The 17,885-nt window shown below is 61.3% G+C and carries 17 protein-coding genes; 11 read left to right on the top strand and 6 right to left on the bottom strand.

The features are described 5' to 3' along the window. The first annotated feature begins 54 nt into the window (after positions 1-54). The 3 genes from lon to F753_RS44560 all read left to right on the top strand — a co-directional run bounded on the left by lon (position 55) and on the right by F753_RS44560 (position 4,919). The gene (gene lon / locus F753_RS44570; RefSeq protein WP_023446630.1) at positions 55-2,451 is read left to right on the top strand and encodes an endopeptidase La; all 2,397 of its coding nucleotides are present in this window, start codon (positions 55-57) and stop codon (positions 2,449-2,451) included. 130 nt (positions 2,452-2,581) lie between these two features. Beyond that, positions 2,582-2,854, top strand: a complete 273-nt coding sequence (gene hupB / locus F753_RS44565; protein WP_003282502.1) for a nucleoid-associated protein HU-beta — start codon at positions 2,582-2,584, stop codon at positions 2,852-2,854. 205 nt (positions 2,855-3,059) lie between these two features. After that, positions 3,060-4,919: a SurA N-terminal domain-containing protein gene (locus F753_RS44560; RefSeq protein WP_023446629.1), complete on the top strand. Its 1,860-nt coding sequence runs from the start codon at positions 3,060-3,062 to the stop codon at positions 4,917-4,919. A 95-nt stretch (positions 4,920-5,014) separates the two neighbouring features. Here the strand turns inward: F753_RS44560 and F753_RS44555 are convergent, their stop codons facing one another. From F753_RS44555 to pqqA (F753_RS49310), 6 genes are all read right to left on the bottom strand, one after another. Next, a complete protein-coding gene (locus tag F753_RS44555) occupies positions 5,015-5,833 on the bottom strand; it encodes a beta/alpha barrel domain-containing protein (RefSeq protein WP_041207313.1) in 819 nt (272 codons plus the stop codon). A gap of 4 nt (positions 5,834-5,837) precedes the next feature. Further along, positions 5,838-6,938: a 3-phosphoserine/phosphohydroxythreonine transaminase gene (gene serC, locus F753_RS44550; RefSeq protein WP_023446627.1), complete on the bottom strand. Its 1,101-nt coding sequence runs from the start codon at positions 6,936-6,938 to the stop codon at positions 5,838-5,840. Continuing rightward, positions 6,919-7,422 carry a urate hydroxylase PuuD gene (locus F753_RS44545; RefSeq protein WP_023446626.1) on the bottom strand — a complete coding sequence of 168 codons (504 nt, stop codon included), beginning with the start codon at positions 7,420-7,422 and terminating at the stop codon, positions 6,919-6,921. The genes serC and F753_RS44545 overlap by 20 nt, the downstream gene beginning before the upstream one ends. Positions 7,423-7,506: 84 nt before the next feature. Beyond that, positions 7,507-8,652 carry a pyrroloquinoline quinone biosynthesis protein PqqE gene (pqqE, locus tag F753_RS44540; RefSeq protein ID WP_031298275.1) on the bottom strand — a complete coding sequence of 382 codons (1,146 nt, stop codon included), beginning with the start codon at positions 8,650-8,652 and terminating at the stop codon, positions 7,507-7,509. Further along, positions 8,621-8,914, bottom strand: a complete 294-nt coding sequence (gene pqqD, locus F753_RS44535; RefSeq protein ID WP_031298283.1) for a pyrroloquinoline quinone biosynthesis peptide chaperone PqqD — start codon at positions 8,912-8,914, stop codon at positions 8,621-8,623. The genes pqqE (F753_RS44540) and pqqD (F753_RS44535) overlap by 32 nt, the downstream gene beginning before the upstream one ends. Before the next feature lie 57 nt (positions 8,915-8,971). After that, positions 8,972-9,061, bottom strand: coding sequence for a pyrroloquinoline quinone precursor peptide PqqA (gene pqqA, locus F753_RS49310; protein ID WP_194291615.1), 90 nt, complete (start codon positions 9,059-9,061; stop codon positions 8,972-8,974). A 396-nt stretch (positions 9,062-9,457) separates the two neighbouring features. On the opposite strand from pqqA (F753_RS49310), the gene exaC reads away from it, so the two are divergent. The 8 genes from exaC to F753_RS44500 all read left to right on the top strand — a co-directional run bounded on the left by exaC (position 9,458) and on the right by F753_RS44500 (position 17,829). Further along, the gene (gene exaC, locus F753_RS44530; RefSeq protein WP_014820275.1) at positions 9,458-10,978 is read left to right on the top strand and encodes an acetaldehyde dehydrogenase ExaC; all 1,521 of its coding nucleotides are present in this window, start codon (positions 9,458-9,460) and stop codon (positions 10,976-10,978) included. 240 nt (positions 10,979-11,218) lie between these two features. Continuing rightward, positions 11,219-12,337 (top strand): oxidoreductase, encoded by a 1,119-nt coding sequence (locus tag F753_RS44525; protein ID WP_023446622.1) that lies wholly within the window; start codon positions 11,219-11,221, stop codon positions 12,335-12,337. Between the two features lie 176 nt (positions 12,338-12,513). Further along, positions 12,514-12,585: a pyrroloquinoline quinone precursor peptide PqqA gene (gene pqqA, locus F753_RS49305; RefSeq protein WP_003284930.1), complete on the top strand. Its 72-nt coding sequence runs from the start codon at positions 12,514-12,516 to the stop codon at positions 12,583-12,585. Positions 12,586-12,632: 47 nt separating this feature from the next. Next, positions 12,633-13,544, top strand: a complete 912-nt coding sequence (pqqB, locus tag F753_RS44520) for a pyrroloquinoline quinone biosynthesis protein PqqB (RefSeq protein WP_023446621.1) — start codon at positions 12,633-12,635, stop codon at positions 13,542-13,544. Between the two features lie 76 nt (positions 13,545-13,620). Beyond that, positions 13,621-14,373 carry a pyrroloquinoline-quinone synthase PqqC gene (gene pqqC / locus F753_RS44515; RefSeq protein WP_014820272.1) on the top strand — a complete coding sequence of 251 codons (753 nt, stop codon included), beginning with the start codon at positions 13,621-13,623 and terminating at the stop codon, positions 14,371-14,373. Between the two features lie 117 nt (positions 14,374-14,490). Continuing rightward, entirely contained in the window at positions 14,491-14,769 is a 279-nt protein-coding gene (gene pqqD, locus F753_RS44510; RefSeq protein ID WP_031298274.1) for a pyrroloquinoline quinone biosynthesis peptide chaperone PqqD, read from the top strand. Beyond that, complete coding sequence (gene pqqE, locus F753_RS44505; RefSeq protein ID WP_023446619.1) at positions 14,741-15,895, top strand: pyrroloquinoline quinone biosynthesis protein PqqE; 1,155 nt, start codon at positions 14,741-14,743, stop codon at positions 15,893-15,895. The genes pqqD (F753_RS44510) and pqqE (F753_RS44505) overlap by 29 nt, the downstream gene beginning before the upstream one ends. Continuing rightward, positions 15,892-17,829 (top strand): alpha/beta hydrolase family protein, encoded by a 1,938-nt coding sequence (locus tag F753_RS44500; RefSeq protein WP_023446618.1) that lies wholly within the window; start codon positions 15,892-15,894, stop codon positions 17,827-17,829. The genes pqqE (F753_RS44505) and F753_RS44500 overlap by 4 nt, the downstream gene beginning before the upstream one ends. Positions 17,830-17,885 lie beyond the last annotated feature (56 nt).

Here is a 17,885-nt window from a genome sequence, read left to right as displayed (position 1 = left end):
TGCAAGGGCATCGCCCATCCGTTTACCGCCGAATGGCCGTCGTAGAGCTGAATTATGAAGACAACCATCGAATTGCCCCTTTTGCCGCTGCGCGATGTGGTGGTTTACCCGCACATGGTGATCCCGCTTTTCGTTGGCCGTGAAAAATCCATCGAAGCACTCGAATCCGCCATGGCCGGCGATAAGCAGATCCTCTTGCTGGCGCAGAAGAACCCCGCTGATGACGATCCAGGTGAAGATGCGCTGTACCGTGTTGGCACGGTGGCGACCGTGCTGCAGCTTCTCAAGCTGCCAGACGGAACCGTCAAGGTACTGGTCGAGGGCGAGCAACGTGGTGTGATCGAGCGCTTCGTCGAGGTGGATGACCACTGCCGCGCCCAAGTTTCCTTGATCGAAGAGGCTGAGGTCGACGCGCGCGAATCCGAAGTATTCACGCGCAGCCTGCTCAGCCAGTTCGAACAGTATGTGCAGCTGGGCAAGAAGGTTCCCGCCGAGGTTCTTTCCTCGCTGAGCAGCATCGATGAGCCCGCGCGTCTGGTCGATACCATGGCTGCGCATATGGCGCTGAAGATCGAGCAGAAGCAGCAGATTCTCGAAATCACCGACCTCCCGGCGCGCGTCGAACACGTACTTGCGCTGCTTGATGCCGAGATCGACCTGCTGCAGGTCGAAAAGCGCATTCGCGGTCGCGTGAAGAAGCAGATGGAGCGCAGCCAGCGCGAGTACTACTTGAATGAGCAGATGAAGGCCATTCAGAAGGAGCTCGGCGATATCGACGAGGGCCACAACGAAGTCGACGAGCTGAAGAAGCGCATCGAGAACGCCGGTCTCAGCAAAGACGCCTACACCAAGGCCAACGCCGAACTCAACAAGCTCAAGCAGATGTCTCCGATGTCGGCCGAGGCGACAGTGGTTCGTACCTATATCGATTGGCTGGTAAATGTGCCGTGGAAGGCTGCCAGCAAGGTGCGCCTGGATCTGGCGAAGGCTGAAGAGGTACTGGATGCCGATCATTACGGCCTAGAAGAGGTCAAGGATCGTATCCTCGAGTATCTTGCCGTCCAGAAGCGCGTGAAGAAGCTCAAGGGGCCGGTGCTGTGCTTGGTAGGCCCGCCGGGCGTGGGTAAGACCTCGCTGGCCGAGTCCATTGCACGCTCGACCAATCGCAAGTTTGTACGCATGGCACTGGGCGGCGTACGGGACGAGGCCGAGATTCGAGGTCACCGCCGTACTTACATCGGCTCCATGCCCGGTCGTTTGATTCAGAAGATGACCAAGGTAGGGGTTCGCAACCCCCTGTTCCTGCTCGACGAGATCGACAAGATGGGCAGCGACATGCGAGGTGATCCGGCGTCGGCTCTGCTGGAAGTGCTCGACCCCGAACAGAACCACAATTTCAACGATCACTACCTTGAGGTGGACTACGACCTGTCGGACGTGATGTTCCTCTGCACCGCCAACTCAATGAATATTCCTGGGCCGCTGCTCGACCGCATGGAGGTCATCCGGCTGCCGGGCTACACCGAGGACGAGAAGGTCAACATCGCCATTCGTTACCTGGCGCCCAAGCAAATCGAGGCAAACGGCCTGAAGAAAACCGAGTTGGAGTTTCAGGAGGCGGCGATTCGCGACATCATCCGCTACTACACCCGCGAGGCTGGTGTGCGCAGCCTGGAGCGCCAGCTGGCCAAGGTATGCCGCAAGGTCGTGAAGGAGCATGCCGCGGAGAAGCGTTTCCACGTGGTCGTGGACGCCGAATCCCTTGAGCATTTCCTGGGCGTTCGCAAGTTCCGTTACGGGCTTGCCGAACAACAGGATCAGGTAGGGCAGGTCACTGGCCTTGCCTGGACCCAGGTTGGCGGCGAACTGCTGACCATTGAGGCTGCTGTGGTGCCCGGAAAGGGCCGCCTGACCAAGACCGGTTCGCTGGGCGAGGTCATGGGCGAATCAATCACCGCGGCCCTTACAGTGGTGCGCAGCCGTGCCGCGAGCCTGGGCATGGCGGCTGATTTCCACGAGAAGCAGGACATTCACATCCACGTGCCCGAAGGTGCGACTCCGAAAGACGGCCCGAGCGCCGGTATCGGCATGTGCACTGCACTGGTTTCCGCGCTGACTCAAATTCCGGTGCGCGCAGATGTCGCAATGACCGGCGAAATAACATTGCGCGGGCAGGTGCTTGCAATTGGCGGATTGAAGGAAAAACTTCTGGCTGCTCATCGGGGTGGGATCAAGACGGTGATCATTCCGGAAGAAAATCAGCGTGATCTGAAAGAGATTCCTGAAAATATTAAGCAAGACCTGCAGATTAAACCGGTGAAGTGGATTGACGAGGTCCTGCAAATTGCGCTGCAATACGCGCCGGAGCCCTTGCCCGATGCGGCTCCCGAGATTGTTGCAAAGGACGACAAGCGCGAGCCTGATTCCAAGGAGCGAATCAGCACGCATTAGTCTGGAAGGCCACGTTGACACACTTCAGGCGCCCTTGTTTAATCGGCCTCTTGTGTCATAGCCATCTAGCACCGCTTTGCTTACACCCGAAAATTAAAGATACGACTCAACAGAAATAAGGGGACTTAGAGTGAACAAGTCGGAACTGATCGATGCCATCGCTGCATCTGCTGATATCCCAAAAGCTGTTGCTGGCCGCGCGCTGGATGCAGTGATCGAATCCGTCACCGGTGCCCTGAAGGCTGGTGACTCCGTGGTACTGGTTGGTTTCGGTACTTTCGCTGTCAAGGAGCGCGCTGCGCGCACTGGTCGCAACCCGCAGACTGGCAAGCCGATCAACATCGCTGCTGCCAAGATCCCGGGCTTCAAAGCTGGCAAGGCTCTGAAAGACGCTGTCAACTAAGCGTCTTTCTACCCGGCCAGTCAGCTCGCGCTGCACTGGCACGGGGCGGTTGTCGAGCAGGCCTTGCCTGCTGCAATCTGGCTTGGGGGAATAAGCCCAACCGCTCCAAAAGCTCCGAGAAGGCGCATCCCTGGATGCGCCTTTCTTTTATCCGGTTTCCACCCGCGTTGCGCATCCGATCGCGCCGCAGACTCCTGGGGGTCGCATGCTTCAGAACATCAGGGACAATTCGCAAGGCTGGATAGCCAAAACGATCATCGGCATCATCGTAATGCTGCTGGCGTTGACTGGCTTCGAGGCTATCTTCAATGCCGCGAGCAACAACCAGAATGCCGCGGAGGTCAACGGCGAGGAGATTTCCCGTTACGACCTTGACCAGGCAATGAACATGCAGCGGCGCCAGCTGGCGCAACAGCTTGGCCAGGATTTCGATGCTTCGTTGCTGGATGATCGTCTGCTTCGTGATTCCGCGCTCGGTTCGCTGATTGATCGCATGTTGCTGTTGCAGAGTGCCAAGAGCGCCAATTTCGCCTTCTCCAGCGAAGCACTCGACCAGCTGATTCTGCAAACCCCCGAATTTCAGGTTGACGGCGCTTTCAGCGCTGCACGTTTCGATCAGGTCATCCAGCAGATGGGCTATTCCCGTCTCCAGTTCCGCCAGCTGCTCGAGCAGGAAATGCTCATCGGACAGCTGCGGGCCGGCATCTCCGGAACCGGGTTCGTTACCGATCAGCAGGTTGATAACTTCGCGCGTCTCGAAATGCAGACCCGCGACTTCGCCACTCTCACCCTGCCTGCTCAGCAGGAGGCAATTGAGGTCGGTGACGAACAGATCAAGGAATACTACGAGGCAAACGCTGACCGTTTCCGTACACCTGAGCAGGTCATCGTCGAGTATGTCGAGTTGAAGAAAGAGTCATTCTTCGATCAGGTCGAAGTGTCTGACGAGGAGCTGCAGGAGCTTTATCAGAAGCAGATCGCCAATCTGGCCGAGCAGCGTCGCGCTGCGCATATCCTCATCGAGACCGGCGGTGAGCTGAGCGACGACGAAGCCAAAGCCAAGATCGATGAAATTGCTACCCGGGTGAAGAACGGTGACGACTTCGCTGCAGTCGCCAAGGAAGCCTCTCAGGATCCAGGTTCTGCGAGCGAGGGTGGTGACCTTGGATTCGCCGGACCGGGTGTATATGACCCGGCATTCGAAGATGCACTCTATGCCTTGAATGAGGGCGAGGTCTCGGCACCGGTCAAATCCGAATTCGGCTGGCACATCATCAAGCTGCTGGGTGTTCAGTCGCCGGAGGTTCCTGCCTTCGAGAGCTTGAAGCCCCAGCTGGTACGCGAGCTCAAGGCGCAGCAGGTCGAGCAGCGCTTCGTCGAGACCAGCAAGCAGCTGGAAGATTCGGCATTCGAAGCATCCGACCTGGCCCAGCCCGCTCAGGAGCTCGGCTTGATGGTGCAGACCACGGAAGCCTTCGGGCGTGACGGTGGCGAAGGCATCACGGCCAATCGTCAGGTGATCCAGGCTGCTTTCAGCGACGAAGTACTGGTGGATGGCGCCAACAGCAGCGTCATCGAGCTCGATCCCGATACCTCCATTGCACTGCGCGTGAAGGAACACCTGAAGCCTGCGGCTATCCCACTTGCGGATGTGCGTGAGGATATCGTTCAGCAGCTTCAGCGCAGCCTGGCTGCCGAAGCGGCACGCGCCAAGGGTGAGCAGTTGTTGGCGGACCTGCGTAAAGGGCAGCAGCCTGATGACGGCCAATGGCAAGCCGTAGAGGCAGCCACGCGCAGTCAGGAAGGCGTTGCGCCAGCCCTGTTGCAGGCGGTATTCCGCATGCCGCGTCCAGAACAGCAGGATAAGCCGAGCTATTCCGGAGTGGCACTGAGCAACGGTGATTACGCGGTTGTACGCCTGAACGGCGTCAATGAGCCGGAAGCGGCGCTGACCGATGAAGAGAAGCTGAATTATCGACGCTTCCTTGCATCTCGCGTCGGCCAGCAGGACTTCGCAGCGTTTCGGCAGAAGCTGCAGGCTGAGGCGGAAATCGAAAAATTCTAACCGCCAACTGACAGACAAAACCACTCGGTTTCGTCTGTCAAACAGAGAGGACGCCCCGACTGGTTCGGGGCGTTTTCGTTTGAAGCAGTTGAGTGTCAGCGGAGCAGTTTGCGCCCCAGCCAAGGCCCTTGGCGTAGCAATGCCGCGTGAACTTGCACCAGTTCCGCGCCTGCACGCATGCGTGCCTGCAGCTGGCTTGCGGTCTGGATGCCGCCAACCGAAAGCAAAGCAATGTCATTTCCGCAGAAACGACGCAGGTGCTCGATCTGTTCGCAGGCTTGCGCCTGTCGTTGCGGGTCTTGCCATGCCAGATAGCGCTCGCGCGTCGCCGGTGGCCCAGGGTCATGGGCAGCGAGCAGTCCGTCGAATCCAAGCTCAAGTAGCAGGCCGGCAAGCGAGAAGGGAATCTGCTCAGGCAGGCAGCGCAGCTTGGCTATCAGCGGTACCCGACGTTCACCTTTCTGATTCAGATGATGCTGTTCTTCACGAAGCGCGGTCAGCAGGTTGTGCAACCGCGCGCCCTGATGAAGCAGCGGGGCGCTAGACGGACCGATCAGGTTCAACACGAGATAGTCGGCATGCCGCCAGGCACCGCGTAGCAACGCGCAGGTCTCGGCGGTGGAGCATCTGGCGTCCAGGGTCAGATTCACGCCTAGGCGTGCATCGCCTGGCGGGATTGGCTGCAGCTGGAGCAGCGCAGCCGCTGTCAGGCTGCCGATCTCGTTGAAGCCGAATCCCAGCGACGCGACACGCCGTCCCAGTGCACCGTGGCGGTCGAAGCCCGCCGCAATACCCAACGGCGTCGGGAATTCCAGCCCCATTACCGTGACCGGGTGGCGCGGCACCGCGCTCAGGCGGCACGCGACGCTGGTGAGATTGAGATCGATACGATTGCGCAGCGCTTGCCAATCCATCAGCTTATCCATGGCGTTGCTCGAAGTCCGCCATGAAATCCACGAGCTGTTGCACACCCGATACTGGCATCGCGTTGTATAGGCTGGCCCGCACGCCGCCAAAGGCAGCATGCCCGCGCAAATGGGTCAGGCCGCATAGCTCGGCCTGGTCAAGAAAGATCTCGGTCAGCCCTGCGTCGGTCAGTTGAAAGCAGACATTGATCGACGAGCGATCCTGGATTTTCTGCGGGCAGTGGTAGAGATCGCTGCCGTCGATGTAGCGGTACAGCAGCGCGCTTTTTTGTCGAGCAGCCGTTGCCATCGTCTCTGCGCCGCCTCGTTGCTTGATCCAGCGCAGCATCAATGCAGCGACATACAGGGTGAACGTCGGTGGTGTATTGAAACGGCTCTGTTGCTCGGCTTGGACCGCATAGCTGAATGCGGCTGGGAGGCCAGCTGGCGGTGCTTGCAGAAGATCGTCGCGCACGATGACGACGCACAGCCCGGCTGCACCCAGGTTCTTCTGCGTGCTGGCGTAGATCACTCCGAAGCGCTCGACTGGAACGGGGCGAGTGAGGAAATCCGACGTCATGTCCACCACCAGGGGCACCGGGAGCGCGGGAAACTCCTGCAGTTGCAGTCCATTGGCGGTTTCGTTGCTGGTGATATGGCAGTAGCCAGCGAGTGGATCGAGCCGCCAGTGCGCTGGTGAGGGCAGGGCGGTGAAGTCCTGATCCGCCCCACTGGCGATGACGTTCACTGGTGCGTGACGGCGCCCCTCGGCAATTGCCTTGCGAGCCCAGTGGCCGCTTTCCAGGTAGTCCGCGCCTTGTCCCGGGCGCAGCAGATTGAGCGGCAACAGGCCGAACTGCGCCGATGCGCCACCTTGCATGAAAAGCACGCGATAGTTGCTCGGAATCTCCAGTAGTGCGCGCAGGTCGGCATCGGTTTCAGCCATCAGCTGTTTGAAGGCGCTGCTGGTGAAGGGCTGCTCCAGTATGGAGAGTCCGCTGCCACGCCAGTCCTGTATTTCCTCGCGGATCTGCGCCAGCACGTCGGTAGGCAGCATCGCCGGGCCGGCAGCGAAATTGTAGAGCCCGGACTGCTCAGAATAGATGCAGGCCATGACTACCACTCGCCATGAGGAACAGCAGAGGAAAGGACAGGATGGTGTTGCTGCGCGACGAAAGGAAGGTGATCCGCGAGCAGCGCACACGCTCCTCCAATGTCGCTGGGACGAAGCCGAGCAGCTTCTTCTGATGCGGCCAGAGCACCAGCCAAAGGTTGAGCAGCATCAGCGTGCCAATCCAGGCACCAAGACCGATCACCGCCAGCGGGCCCTGCAGCAGCAGCGCCTCGACCAGCCAGCCGCGTTGCCAGAGCATGAACATGCCGGACACCCAGACCACCACGGAGGCGTAGCGGAAGATGCCGTGCTCACGTTTCATCCGCGCTTCCAGATCGCAGTTCAGCGTAGCGGTGTCGATGCCGTTCTGCAGTGGCACGAAGCGCGGGTTCTGGATGAAGTTGGCGTAGTTGTGCCCGACCCAGACCAGTGCGAACAGTAGGTGCGCATAGCGGGCCAGCAGATCGAGGATCGGCAGCTGCATGCTCACGTCACCAGCCAGTAACGCAGTAACAGGTAGCAGCCGAGCGTCAGCGCGAGTCCGGCGCTGACGGTGCCGCCGAACGAGTCATGGGGCAGTTTCAAGTTCCACCCCCTGACTGGCCTGTCGGGCGATCAGCGTGCCTTGCGGACGCGTGGCATCCTGCGCCAGTTCAACGGCCTGGCGAATCAGCTGGTGATGTGGGGATTTACTGCAGGCCGGATCGGTGTTGGCGCCGTTGCCGGTCAACAGCAGCGCCTGACAACGGCAGCCGCCGAAATCCTTCTCCTTGTCATCACAGCTGCGGCAGGGTTCGGGCATCCAAGTGTCGCCACGGTAGAGGTTGAATACCGGCGAGTCGTGCCAGATCTGCTCCAGTCGTTGCTGCCGCACGTTGGGGAAGGTGAGGTTCTTGAAGTTGCTGGCCTGGGAGCAGGGCAGCACGTTGCCGTTCGGCGCGATAGTGACGTGAATGGCGCCCCAGCCATTCATGCAGGCCTTGGGGCGACCTTCGTAATAGTCGGGGATGACAAAGAAGATGGTCAGGCGATCACCAAAACGCTCACGCGCCTTGTGCACCTCGTCTTCGGCTCTCTGCAACTCGGCATGGGTCGGCATCAGCGCATCGCGGTTGAGCAGTGCCCAGTTGTAGTACTGCACGTTCGCCAGCTCGAGGTACTCGACTCCCAGTTCGACGGCGAACTCGATGATGTCCGGCACCTGAGCGATGTTCTGCCGGGTGATCGGTACGTTGAGCACCATGGGGAAGTCCATTGACTTGATCAGGCGTGCCATGCCGAGCTTGCGCTCCAGGGCATCGACGCCGGCCAGCTGACGCGCCACGTCACGGTCGGTGGACTGGAAACCGAGCTGGATGTGGCGCAGTCCGGCATCCTTCAGGGCGCGCAGGCGCGCCTCGGTCAGTCCAATGCCGGAAGTGATCAGGTTGGTGTAGTAACCCATGCGGTCAGCCTCGGCGACCAGCGTTTCGAGGTCCTTGCGCAGCGTGGGCTCGCCGCCGGAGAAGCCGATCTGCATCGCACCCATGGCGCGGGCCTGGGCCATCACGTCGATCCACTCGGCGGTGCTCAACTCATCCTGACGGTAATCGGCAAAGTTGCGTGGATTACTGCAGAACACGCACTGCAACGGGCATTGGTAGGTCAGCTCCAGTAGCAGCCAGACCGGGTTGCCGCTGCCGTCAAGCCTTAACTCGGATCCAGCCCTTGCCATGGGACACCTCCAGGAAGTTCAGGACGCCGTTGCGAATCGTGTCGGCGTCGGATGCGTTGTAGCTGAGGGCCAGCTGGTCGATCAGCTCGGCGACGCTGGTCTTGCCGTCGCAGCGCTGCAGAATCTCGCCGCCGGTGGCGTTCAGCTTGACGATGCCTTCGGGGTACAGCAGCACGTGGGCATGCTGTGAGTCTTCCCAGCGAAAGAGGAAGGGCGGGCGGATCTCGTAACAGCTGGCGGGCAAAATTTTTGTCGTTGTCATCATGTCCATCCTCGCTCGACCGGCGTGAAGCCATGTGCGATCACGCCGGTCAGGGGCTCAGCGTACGTAGACGTACGCAGTGACTTCGAAGCCCAGACGCAGGTCGCAGAAGTCCGGATTGATCCACTGCATGGCGTATCTCCTCATTGGTTGGTGTCAGGAAAAGCAATGTCGCACCCCGAAGCTAAGGCGCTTTGCCACGGCGACTAATAAGACTTTGGGGTTGGTTTTGCCGCCTTTTGGTCGCGCTTTTCTTGCGTTGCCGGAGAATTTGCGCTGTGGGTCGGTGTCCTTGTTCGGCGTCATTTTTAAGGTGCTATTCAAGGCCTATTCTGCTCGGCTTTTTTCTCCCGCTTCGGCCTGCCCGAACCAATCGCAAACCGCCATCAACGCTGCCTCTGCGCCTTGCCATCTACTACCAAATGAGGAGCCCTCCGCTGCCATGGGTGCATACCGGAGCGAAGACCCCACTGCCTAAGATCGGTCCATGTCCTGTGCACCTTCCGGCACAGGCTCCGACAAGCAGAAGAAGAGAGGCCCATCATGATCTACGCCCAGCCCGGTACCGCAGGCGCCGTCGTATCCTTCAAGCCGCGCTACGGCAATTACATCGGTGGTGAATTCGTCCCGCCGGTCAAAGGCGAGTACTTCGTCAACACCTCGCCGGTAAATGGTGAAGTCATTGCCGAGTTCCCGCGTTCGGGCGCCGAAGACGTCGAGAAAGCGCTGGACGCCGCTCACGCTGCTGCCGATGCCTGGGGCAAGACCTCGGTGCAGGACCGCGCGCTGATTCTGCTGAAGATCGCCGATCGCATTGAAGCCAACCTGGAAAAGCTTGCTGTCGCTGAAACCTGGGACAACGGCAAGGCCGTCCGTGAAACCCTGAACGCCGACGTGCCGCTAGCTGCCGACCACTTCCGCTACTTCGCTGGCTGCATTCGCGCCCAGGAAGGCAGCGCCGCCGAGATCAACGAGCACACCGCGGCCTATCACTTCCATGAGCCGCTGGGTGTTGTCGGCCAGATCATCCCGTGGAACTTCCCGCTGCTGATGGCCGCCTGGAAACTGGCTCCGGCCCTGGCTGCCGGTAACTGCATCGTGCTCAAGCCGGCCGAGCAGACCCCCCTGTCGATCATGGTATTCATCGAAGTCGTCGGTGACCTCCTGCCGCCGGGCGTACTGAACATCGTCCAGGGCTTCGGTCGCGAAGCTGGTCAGGCGCTGGCCACCAGCACCCGCATCGCCAAAATCGCCTTCACCGGCTCGACCCCGGTCGGCTCGCACATCATGCGCTGCGCCGCCGAGAACATCATTCCGAGCACCGTGGAGCTGGGTGGCAAGAGCCCGAACATCTTCTTCGAAGACATCATGAATGCAGAGCCTGCGTTCATCGAGAAAGCCGCTGAAGGTCTGGTACTGGCGTTCTTCAACCAGGGTGAGGTCTGCACCTGCCCATCGCGTGCACTGATTCAGGAATCGATCTTCGAGCCCTTCATGGAAGTGGTGATGAAGAAGATCAAGGCGATCAAGCGTGGCAACCCGCTGGATACCGACACCATGGTTGGCGCCCAGGCGTCCGAGCAGCAGTTCGACAAGATCCTCTCCTACATGGAAGTCGCTCAGCAGGAAGGCGCGCAGATCCTCACCGGCGGCGCAGCCGAGAAGCTTGAAGGCGGCCTGGCCTCCGGTTACTACGTGCAGCCGACCCTGATCAAGGGTCACAACAAGATGCGTGTGTTCCAGGAAGAAATCTTCGGACCCGTGGTCGGTGTGGCGACCTTCAAGGACGAAGCCGAAGCCCTGGCGATCGCCAACGACACCGAATTCGGCCTGGGTGCCGGCGTCTGGACGCGCGACATCAACCGCGCCTACCGCATGGGTCGTGGCATCAAGGCCGGTCGCGTGTGGACCAACTGCTACCACCTGTACCCGGCGCATGCCGCCTTCGGTGGCTACAAGAAGTCCGGCGTCGGCCGTGAAACTCACAAGATGATGCTCGACCACTATCAGCAGACCAAGAACCTGCTGATCAGCTACGACATCAATCCACTCGGATTCTTCTGATGAGGGCCCCGGCGTGTGAGCTCCAGCGCGCCGGTTTATTTTGCTACGCACGTCATGTGCAGGGACCTGCGCCGCTTCTGCTGTAATCCCCCTCGAACCGAGCGCAAGGTTCCTATCGCAACGCGGCTCCGGCCGCGTTTTTTTTTGCCCGGTGGCGAACCAGCCATCGCGTGCATCGAACTCCCCGCCGCCGATACGCCTCCCATCAACATGCCCTGTGCCGAAGATGAGGAGAACCCCATGTCGCAACTGCTCGAACCTTGTTCGCTAAAACACCTGAAGCTGCGCAATCGCGCGGCCGTTGCGCCGATGACCCGCGTCAGCGCCGAAGCCGAGGGTGCTGCCAATGAATTGATGCGCGACTACTACGCCTCGTTCGCCAAGGGTGGCTTCGGCATGGTCATCAGCGAAGGCATCTATACCGATACGGCCTACAGCCAGGGTTACTTCAACCAGCCGGGACTTGCTACGGAAGCGCACCGGGACAGCTGGCGGCTGATAGTCGACGCCGTGCACGACGCTGGCGCCGCTTTCGTTGCCCAGCTCATGCATGGCGGCGCGCAGACCCAGGGCAACATCCATCATGCCCGTCACGTTGCGCCATCGGCGGTGCAGCCCGGCGGGTCGCAGCTGACCTTCTACGGTGGCGAAGGACCCTATGCAACGCCCGCGCAGATCAGCGAAGACGAGATTCAGGAAGCCATCGCCGGGTTTGCCCAGGCCGCGCGCCATGCCCGTGAGGCCGGCTTCGACGGTGTCGAACTGCACGGCGCGAACGGCTACCTGCTGCACGAGTTCATCAGCGCCGAGTTCAACCGGCGCGATGATCACTGGGGAGGCGATTACCTAGGTCGACTGCGCTTGCCGCTGGCCGTCATCGCTGCGGTGCGGGCAGCGGTCGGCAATGACTTCGTGGTTGGCATGCGCCTGTCGCAGAGCATGGTGAGCGACAGCCAGCTGAAATGGGAGGGTGGGGTGGACGAAGCCCGGCAGCGATTCCGCGCACTGGCTGATGCTGGCCTTGATTATCTGCACGTTACCGAGCCGGACGCCGCTGCGCCGGCGTTTGGCGACGGGCCGAGCTTCGCTGCGATCGCAAAGGGCAGCGTGTCGATCCCGGTTATCGGCAACGGCGGCATCGTCACGGGCGAGCAAGCAGAAAAGTTGCTGACTCAGGGAGACATGGACCTGGTCGCGGTCGGCAAGGCCGCGCTGGCGAACAACGACTGGCCGCAGCGAATCGCACAGGGACTGCCGCTCAACGAATTCGATGGCACGATGTTCGTACCCATGGCGACCATCACCAATGAACTGGCCTGGCGTAATGCCAATGGTCGGTCGGCGCTGGGTTCAAGTTGACAGCGCACCAGGGCCGGGCGTTAGCTGGTAAACGAAACGCAGCAATGACAGCCGTCTGTCGGGCACTACCAAGGCACGGCGCTGTCTCCTTCCAAAGTACCATTCTGCTCGAGGCAGAACAGGGGGCTTAATTGGGCTGTCGGAATCTTCCGGCACCATAAAAAGAGGACCGACCTATGTGGACTAAACCCGCCTTCACCGACATGCGTATTGGTTTCGAAGTCACCATGTACTTCGCAAATCGTTGATCGATCAGCCCCGGCTCCGGCCGGGGCTTCGCTTTTGGGGGCTGTCCATGTTCATCCGTATTCTTGGTTCCGCTGCGGGCGGCGGTTTTCCGCAGTGGAACTGCAATTGCGCCAACTGCGCCGGCCTGCGCGCCGGCACGCTCAATGCGAAGGCGCGTACCCAGTCGTCGATCGCCATCAGTGATAACGGTGTCGACTGGATTCTGTGTAATGCCTCGCCGGACATCCGCGCCCAGCTGGAATCGTTCCCGACGCTGCAGCCGGCCCGTGCGCCACGCGATACCGCCATCGGTGCCATCGTTCTGCTGGACAGCCAGATCGATCACACCACCGGCCTGCTGACCCTGCGTGAGGGCTGCCCGCATGAGGTCTGGTGCACCGAGATGGTCCATCAGGATCTGACCACCGGGTTCCCGCTGTTCAACATGCTCGAACACTGGAACGGCGGCTTGAAATGGAACCCCATCGCCCTGACCGGCAGCTTCATCATTCCCTGTTGCCCGAACCTGCACATCACGCCGATTCCGTTGCGCAGCTCTGCGCCGCCATATTCGCCGCACCGCAATGACCCGCATCCCGGTGACAACATCGGCCTGCTGATCGAGGACCGCAAAACCGGTGGCACGCTGTTCTATGCGCCGGGGCTGGGCAAGGTCAGCGACGAACTGCTGGAAACCATGCGCCAGGCCGATTGCCTGCTGGTCGACGGCACTCTGTGGCGTGATGACGAAATGCTCGTGCGCGAGGTCGGCACCAAGCTCGGCAGCGAGATGGGACACCTGCAGCAGAGCGGCCCGGGGGGCATGATCGAGGTGCTCGACGGCATGCCCGCGGTTCGCAAGATCCTCATCCACATCAACAACACCAATCCGATCCTCGATGAAGATTCCGTCGAACGCGAAATCCTCGGCGAGCATGGAATCGAAGTGTCCTTCGATGGCATGAACATCGAGCTATAGCACCCGAATCGCGGCCTTCAGCCGCCTGGTGCTGCGATACGAATATCGGAACGATAAGAAAAGGAAAGACACTGCCATGATCCTGCCAGCCATGAGCCCCGCGGAATTCGAACAGGCGCTGCGCGCCAAGGGCGAGTACTACCATATCCATCACCCGTTCCACCGGGCCATGTACGCCGGGCAGGCGACACGCGAGCAGATTCAGGGCTGGGTCGCCAACCGTTTCTACTATCAGGTCTGCATTCCGGTGAAGGATGCGGCGATCATGGCCAACTGCCCGGATCGCGACACCCGTCGGGAGTGGATCCAGCGCATCATCGATCACGACGGCGCGCCGGGGGAAGAGGGTGGTATCGAAGCCTGGTTGCGACTTGCCGAATCCGTCGGCCTGGATCGCGAGCAGGTGCTGTCGCAGGAGCTGGTGCTGCCCGGTGTGAGGTTCGCCGTGGATGCCTACGTCAACTTCGCCCGTCGCGCCAGCTGGCAGGAGGCCGCCAGCAGCTCGCTGACCGAGCTCTTCGCCCCGACGATCCACCAATCGCGCCTCGATAGCTGGCCGCAGCACTATCCTTGGATCGATGCCTCCGGCTACGACTACTTCCGCAAGCGCCTGAAGGAGGCCCGTCGCGATGTCGAGCACGGTCTGCGGATCACCTTGGAGCACTACCGCACCCGCGAGGCGCAGGAGCGTATGCTGGAGATCCTGCAGTTCAAGCTCGACGTGCTCTGGAGCATGCTCGATGCCATGAGCATGGCCTACGAACTGGATCGCCCGCCGTACCACACCGTGACCCGCGAGCGTATCTGGCACAAGGGCATCAGCCTGTAGGCACGCGTTCCGTGGGCAGATCCTGCCCATGAGGCATCCGGCCCCTGTAGAGTGGACCGCCTGACGACCATGACCACGTGGCCAGGCAGCAACCTGCCCACTGGCGAGACAATGATGATGAGCGATATTCAACTGACCCAGATTCCAGCGTTGCGCCGTGGTTTCCGCTTCCAGTGGGAGCCCGCGCAGAACTGCCATGTGCTGCTCTACCCGGAAGGCATGATCAAGCTCAACGAGAGCGCTGCGGCGGTGCTGACCGAAGTGGACGGGACGCGTAGCGTCGGTGCGATCGTTGCCGATCTGCAGGCTCGCTATCCCGAGGCCGAAGGGATTCAAGAAGATATCGTTGCGTTCCTGGAGGTTGCCGTTGAACGGTTCTGGATCGAGCTTCGCTAAACCCGGCTACGAGCCCGGCCCGCCGCTCTGGCTGCTGGCGGAGCTGACCTATCGTTGCCCGTTGCAGTGCCCGTACTGCTCCAATCCGCTGGACTTCGCCCGTAGTCATGAAGAACTGAGCACCGCCGAGTGGATCGAGGTGTTCCGCCAGGCACGCGAGATGGGCGCGGCCCAGCTGGGTTTTTCCGGCGGCGAACCATTGGTGCGTCAGGACCTGGCCGAGTTGATCGAGGCGGCACGGGGACTCGGCTATTACACGAACCTGATCACCTCCGGCATCGGCCTCACCGAAGAGAAGATCGCCAGCTTCGCCGAGGCCGGCCTGGACCATATCCAGATCAGTTTCCAGGCTGCCGACGAGGAAGTGAACAACCTGCTCGCCGGCTCGAAGAAGGCCTTTGCTCACAAACTGGAAATGGCCAGAGCGGTGAAGAAGCACGGCTACCCGATGGTGCTCAACTTCGTCACCCACCGGCACAACATCGACAACATCGACCAGATCATTCGGCTGTGCATCGAGCTCGAAGCCGATTTTGTCGAACTCGCCACCTGCCAGTTCTACGGCTGGGCGGAGCTGAACCGTGCAGGGTTGCTGCCGAGCAAGGAACAGCTGGTACGTGCCGAGCGCATCACCAACGAGTGGCGCGACAAGCTCGCCGCCCAAAACCATCCGTGCAAGCTGATCTTCGTGACGCCCGATTACTACGAAGAACGCCCGAAGGCCTGCATGAACGGCTGGGGCAACCTGTTTCTCGATATCACGCCGGACGGCACGGCCTTGCCTTGTCACAGTGCGCGCCAACTGCCTGTTGAATTCCCCAACGTACGCGAGCACAGCATCGAGCACATCTGGCGACACTCCTTCGGCTTCAACAAGTTCCGCGGCTACGACTGGATGCCTGAACCCTGCCGCAGTTGCGACGAGAAGGAACGCGACTTCGGCGGCTGCCGTTGCCAGGCCTTCATGCTCACCGGCGATGCCGCCAATGCCGATCCCGTGTGCAGCAAATCGGCGCACCACGGCAAGATACTTGCGGCTCGCGATCAGGCAGACCACGGCGCGCTGGGGCTCGATCAGCTGCAGCATCGTAACGAGAAGGCTTCCAATCTCATCCTCAAGGTATGAAATCGCCCCGCAACGATTCGTCCATGCTTCATCCACCCGCCGAGGTGCTGCCCTATGGCTTCTGGCCCAGCGCCTGGAGCGCCGAGGCCGCCGCGGCCGCCAGCCAGGACTATGCCGAGCTGCGGGCCGGTCACGGGGGGCTGTTCTGGGTCGAGTACGACCCCGTTCAAGGGCGCTGCACGCTGTGGTTCTGGCAGGCTGGCAGCGCACGCTGCCTGACTCCGGACGGCTTCTCGGTACGCAGTCGCGTCTATGAATACGGCGGCGGCGCGTTCTGTCTGACCGGTCAGGGCATCGCCTTCGTCAACGAGGCAGATCAGCAGATCTACCTGCAGCTGACCGATGACGCCGAGACCGCGCCGCCAATCGCGCTGACCGCGGCGCTTGAACGCCGGTATGGCGATCTGCAACATGATCCCGTCAGTGATGCGATTCTGGCGCTGGAGGAATCCCATGAGGCCGTTGGCGTCGTGCATCGTCTGGTGAGTATCTCCATGGTCGATGGCGCGCGCCGCGTTGTTGTGGAGGGCGCCGACTTCTATGCCGCTGCGGTGCTCAGTCCGGACGGTGCACGGCTGGCTTGGATCGAATGGGATCGTCCCGAGCAGCCCTGGACCTCGTCGCGCCTGTGCGCAGCTGAACGCCTGCCTAACGAGCGTTGGGGCAACAGGCAATGCTTGGCAGGCACGGATGGAGGCGAGTCCTTGCAACAGCCACGCTTTGCCTCCGACGGCCGGCTGTTCTGCCTCAGCGACCGTTTGGGTTTCTGGCAGCCTTTCTATGAGGCAGACGGCCAGCTGCGTCGGTATTCGCTGACGGCATGCGGCGAGGCGGACGAGGCACAGGACTTCGATTGTGCCCCGGCACCCTGGCAACTGGGCACCACCAGCTACCTGCCACTGGCTGGTGGCGGCCTGTTGTTGACGCATATGGTCGATGGTTATGGCTGGCTGTTCGAGCACGCTGCCGATGGCAGCCGGCGCCAACTGGCCGAGGACTTCACCCGGTGCCGCCAATTGGCCGCCAACCAGACCCACGTGTTCTGTATCGCTGGCGCTCCGGAGCGAGCACCCGCGGTACTCGCCATCGAAACGGCCAGTGGAGCGGTGCGGATCCTCGCCGGCGGAGCGCAGCCGCTGGCCGGCGATCAACTGTCGCGCCCGCAGCCCATGCGCTTTCCGACCGGCGATGGCGAGGTCGCACATGCTTTCTTTTACCCTCCCGCCAATGCGAACTACCGCGGCGAGCCGGGGGCCTTGCCACCGCTGGTGGTATTCGCACATGGCGGGCCGACTTCGGCGAGCTATCCGGTATTCGATCCGCGCATTCAGTATTGGACCCAGCGCGGCTTCGCCGTGGTCGACGTGAACTATCGCGGCAGCGGCGGCTTCGGGCGGGCCTATCGACAGCGATTGCGCGAGCAGTGGGGCATTGTCGACGTGGAAGACACCTGCCAGGCCGCACGGGCATTGGTGGAGCAGGGCGCGGTCGATCCGCAGCGCTTGTTCATCCGTGGCTCCAGTGCCGGTGGCTTCACGGCCTTGAGTGCGCTGGCTGCGACAGCGCTGTTTCGCGGCGGCGCCAGTCTGTACGGCGTTAGCGATCCGCTGGCGCTGCGGCGGGGAACGCACAAGTTCGAAGGCGATTACCTCGACTGGCTGATTGGCGATCCGCAGCAGGTGCCGGAGCGCTTTCGGGAGCGCGCCCCTCTGCACAGTGCCGACCGAATCGGTGCGCCGGTCATCTTCCTGCAGGGCGGGCAGGACGCGGTGGTGCTACCTGAGCAGACCGAATCGATGGTCGCGGCCTTGCGTGATCGTGGCATCGAGGTGGAATACCGCCTGTATCCCGATGAGCGCCACGGGTTTCGACAGGCAGCCAACCTTGCGGATGCGCTGCAAGGGGAATTGCGCTTCTACCAACAGCTGCTCTGACGCGTTCCGCCGGACGGGTGGCGCGGCCAGCCATTTGGCGCATTGCTTTACCTGAT

Source organism: Stutzerimonas chloritidismutans AW-1 (assembly GCF_000495915.1).
Taxonomy (GTDB): Bacteria; Pseudomonadota; Gammaproteobacteria; order Pseudomonadales; family Pseudomonadaceae; genus Stutzerimonas; species Stutzerimonas chloritidismutans.
Note: the sequence above shows the minus strand (reverse complement) of the source record. Positions and strands in the feature narration are given on the sequence as shown.

Bases quoted from the DNA above. Each gene is read 5' to 3' on its own strand.
- exaC (WP_014820275.1), top strand. From the start codon at position 9,458: ATGATCTACGCCCAGCCCGGTACCGCAGGCGCCGTCGTATCCTTCAAG.
- pqqD (WP_031298283.1), bottom strand. From the start codon at position 8,914: ATGACAACGACAAAAATTTTGCCCGCCAGCTGTTACGAGATCCGCCCG.
- F753_RS44560 (WP_023446629.1), top strand. From the start codon at position 3,060: ATGCTTCAGAACATCAGGGACAATTCGCAAGGCTGGATAGCCAAAACG.
- F753_RS44525 (WP_023446622.1), top strand. From the start codon at position 11,219: ATGTCGCAACTGCTCGAACCTTGTTCGCTAAAACACCTGAAGCTGCGC.
- F753_RS44545 (WP_023446626.1), bottom strand. From the start codon at position 7,422: ATGCAGCTGCCGATCCTCGATCTGCTGGCCCGCTATGCGCACCTACTG.
- pqqC (WP_014820272.1), top strand. From the start codon at position 13,621: ATGATCCTGCCAGCCATGAGCCCCGCGGAATTCGAACAGGCGCTGCGC.
- serC (WP_023446627.1), bottom strand. From the start codon at position 6,938: ATGGCCTGCATCTATTCTGAGCAGTCCGGGCTCTACAATTTCGCTGCC.
- pqqD (WP_031298274.1), top strand. From the start codon at position 14,491: ATGAGCGATATTCAACTGACCCAGATTCCAGCGTTGCGCCGTGGTTTC.
- pqqE (WP_031298275.1), bottom strand. From the start codon at position 8,652: ATGGCAAGGGCTGGATCCGAGTTAAGGCTTGACGGCAGCGGCAACCCG.
- F753_RS44555 (WP_041207313.1), bottom strand. From the start codon at position 5,833: ATGGATTGGCAAGCGCTGCGCAATCGTATCGATCTCAATCTCACCAGC.
- lon (WP_023446630.1), top strand. From the start codon at position 55: ATGAAGACAACCATCGAATTGCCCCTTTTGCCGCTGCGCGATGTGGTG.
- F753_RS44500 (WP_023446618.1), top strand. From the start codon at position 15,892: ATGAAATCGCCCCGCAACGATTCGTCCATGCTTCATCCACCCGCCGAG.
- pqqA (WP_194291615.1), bottom strand. From the start codon at position 9,061: ATGAGGAGATACGCCATGCAGTGGATCAATCCGGACTTCTGCGACCTG.
- pqqB (WP_023446621.1), top strand. From the start codon at position 12,633: ATGTTCATCCGTATTCTTGGTTCCGCTGCGGGCGGCGGTTTTCCGCAG.